Source organism: Streptomyces sp. Ru71 (assembly GCF_002920535.1).
Lineage (GTDB): Bacteria > Actinomycetota > Actinomycetes > Streptomycetales > Streptomycetaceae > Streptomyces.
This window is the reverse complement of sequence record NZ_PQSS01000164.1, coordinates 1-2,255: the sequence shown is the minus strand read 5'-3', so window position 1 is coordinate 2,255 and position 2,255 is coordinate 1. Positions and strand designations below refer to the sequence as shown.

General features: G+C 75.3%; 3 protein-coding genes and 1 pseudogene. 2 read left to right on the top strand and 2 right to left on the bottom strand.

The window, feature by feature from the left end; all coding sequences use genetic code 11:
- Positions 1-116: 116 nt before the first annotated feature.
- Positions 117-551, bottom strand: coding sequence for a hypothetical protein (locus C3489_RS37990; RefSeq protein WP_103786680.1), 435 nt, complete (start codon positions 549-551; stop codon positions 117-119).
- Positions 552-635: 84 nt separating this feature from the next.
- On the opposite strand from C3489_RS37990, the gene C3489_RS37985 reads away from it, so the two are divergent.
- Positions 636-1,409 (top strand): MBL fold metallo-hydrolase, encoded by a 774-nt coding sequence (locus tag C3489_RS37985; RefSeq protein WP_103786679.1) that lies wholly within the window; start codon positions 636-638, stop codon positions 1,407-1,409.
- Positions 1,406-2,032: a DedA family protein gene (locus tag C3489_RS37980; RefSeq protein WP_103786678.1), complete on the top strand. Its 627-nt coding sequence runs from the start codon at positions 1,406-1,408 to the stop codon at positions 2,030-2,032. The genes C3489_RS37985 and C3489_RS37980 overlap by 4 nt, the downstream gene beginning before the upstream one ends.
- On the opposite strand, the pseudogene C3489_RS37975 reads toward C3489_RS37980, so the two are convergent.
- Positions 1,980-2,255, bottom strand: a pseudogene (locus C3489_RS37975) (MBL fold metallo-hydrolase); the annotation flags it as partial. The gene C3489_RS37980 and the pseudogene C3489_RS37975 sit on opposite strands and share 53 nt — an antisense overlap.

Here is a 2,255-nt window from a genome sequence, read left to right as displayed (position 1 = left end):
CCGCGACGGCACCTCCTGGCCAACCGAGACGGGCGGGCGGGTGGGCAACACCCTCCGGGGTCCGGGGCGGAGCCCCGCGACGGCTCCCCCAGCCACCCGCACCCCCGGCGGAGCCGTCAGCGGCCGTCGTACCCCGCCGTCGGCATGGACAGCCGCCGATGCACCCGCGCCTTCATCTGCGCGTCGTACGCCGGCTCGGCGGAGCCGACCGTCTCCACCCGCACCCCGCGCCGCGCGCACTCCGCGGTGAACTCCTCAACCGAGGACAGCGCGGATTCCAGCACGCGCCGGCTGGGCGCGACGAACACGTCCCGCCCGGCCCGCACCCCGTCCCACAGCGCCCGGTGGTCGGCGCGCAGCCCGCGCACCAGCAGCTCACGGGCGACGACATAGCCGTGCTCGGCGGCCCACCGGGCGCACATCGCGTGCTGGCTGCGGGAGTCCACCAGAAAGGGATCGCTGTCCAGCTCCTCCAGCGGCGTCAGGCTGGCGATCGCCGTGACGCGGACCTGGGCCTGCCGCGGCCCGAGGGCACCCCGCACCTCTCCCATGGCGTCCCCCTCACCTCCGGGTTTCGCCGCCGACCCTACTCCTGCCCGTAGGCTTCGGGGGAGTCGCGCGAAGGAGGCATTGAGGTGCCGGTGGAGATCACCTGGTGGGGTCACGCCACCTGCACGGTGGAGGACTCGAACACCCGTGTGCTCACCGACCCCCTGTTCGCCCGCCGGCTGGCGCATCTGCGGCGCCGCCGCGGCGCACCCCCGCCACCCGAGGCCTGGCGCGCGGACGTCGCACTGGTCTCCCATCTGCACGCCGACCACCTCCACCTGCCCTCGCTGGGGCGGCTCGCGCCGGGTACGCGCCTGCTCGTGCCCCGAGGTGCGCCACGCGCCGTACCGGGGCTACGCCGCCTGACGCATCTGCGGATACGCGAGATGGAGCCCGGCGACGAGGCGGCCGTGGGCGGTCTGGTGATCCGCGCGGTGCCGGCCGAACACGACGGGCGCCGGCTGCCGTTCGGCCCGCACCGCTCCCCCGCCCTGGGGTACGTCGTCGAGGGCGAGGCGCGCACGTACTTCGCCGGGGACACCGGGCTGTTCGAGTCGATGGCGAAGGAGGTCGGCCCGATCGAGGTGGCGCTGCTGCCGGTGGGCGGCTGGGGACCGTTCCTCGGGGAGGGCCACCTGGACGCGGGGCGCGCGGCGCAGGCACTGGCCCGGCTGGCACCGCGCTGCGCGATACCCGTGCACTACGGCACGTACTGGCCGATCGGCATGGACGCGGTGCGCCCGCACGAGTTCCACGCGCCGGGCGAGGAGTTCGTACGGCTCGCGGCGCTGCGGGCCCCGGACGTGGCGGTGCACCGGCTGGAGCACGGCGAGAGCGTGCGGCCGGTGATCGCCCCGTGAGCTGGCTGGCCGCAGCGGTGACGACGGTGCCGACCCAGTCCACGCAGCAGGCGATCGGCTATCCGTCGCTGTTCCTGCTGGTGCTGATCGGGGCGCTGGTGCCGGTCGTGCCCACCGGCGCGCTGGTGAGTTCGGCGGCGGTGGTCGCCTTCCACCAGACGGCGCCGTTCGCGCTGGCGCTGGTCTTCGTCACCGCCTCGCTGGCCGCGTTCTGCGGGGACGCGGCGCTGTACTGGCTGGGCCGGCGCGGTATGCGCTCGCACAGCGGCTCGCGCTGGCTTGAGGCGATCCGCGCGCGGGCGCCGCAGGAGCGGCTGACGCAGGCACAGGACAAGCTGGCCGAGCACGGGGTGGCGGTGCTGGTGCTGTCCCGGCTGGTGCCGGCGGGACGCATCCCGGTGATGCTGGCCTGCCTCATGGCGAAGTGGCCGCTGCGCAGGTTCGCGCGGGGCAACCTGCCGGCGTGCCTGGCGTGGGCGGTGACGTATCAGCTGATCGGCATCCTGGGCGGTTCGCTGTTCCCCGAGCCGTGGGAGGGCGTGGTCGCGGCGGTCGCCCTGACGGTGCTGATCAGCGCGGCCCCGGCCGTCTGGCGCCGCCTGCGCGGGACACCGGCGCGGTAGCGTCCCGGTCCGCCGGCTCCAGTACCCGTGACGCCCCCACCGGCAGGTCCCACAGGTCGTCGCGGTCCAGTCCCGCGTCCTGCCAGGCGGCCCGTACCCGCGTGAGCGGCTCCAGCACCGGCTCCGCGGAGAGGATGAACGTCCCCCAGTGCATGGGCGCCATCCTGCGCGCACCGAGGTCCTGGGCGGCCCGCACGGCCTCCTCCGGGTCGCAGTGGACGTC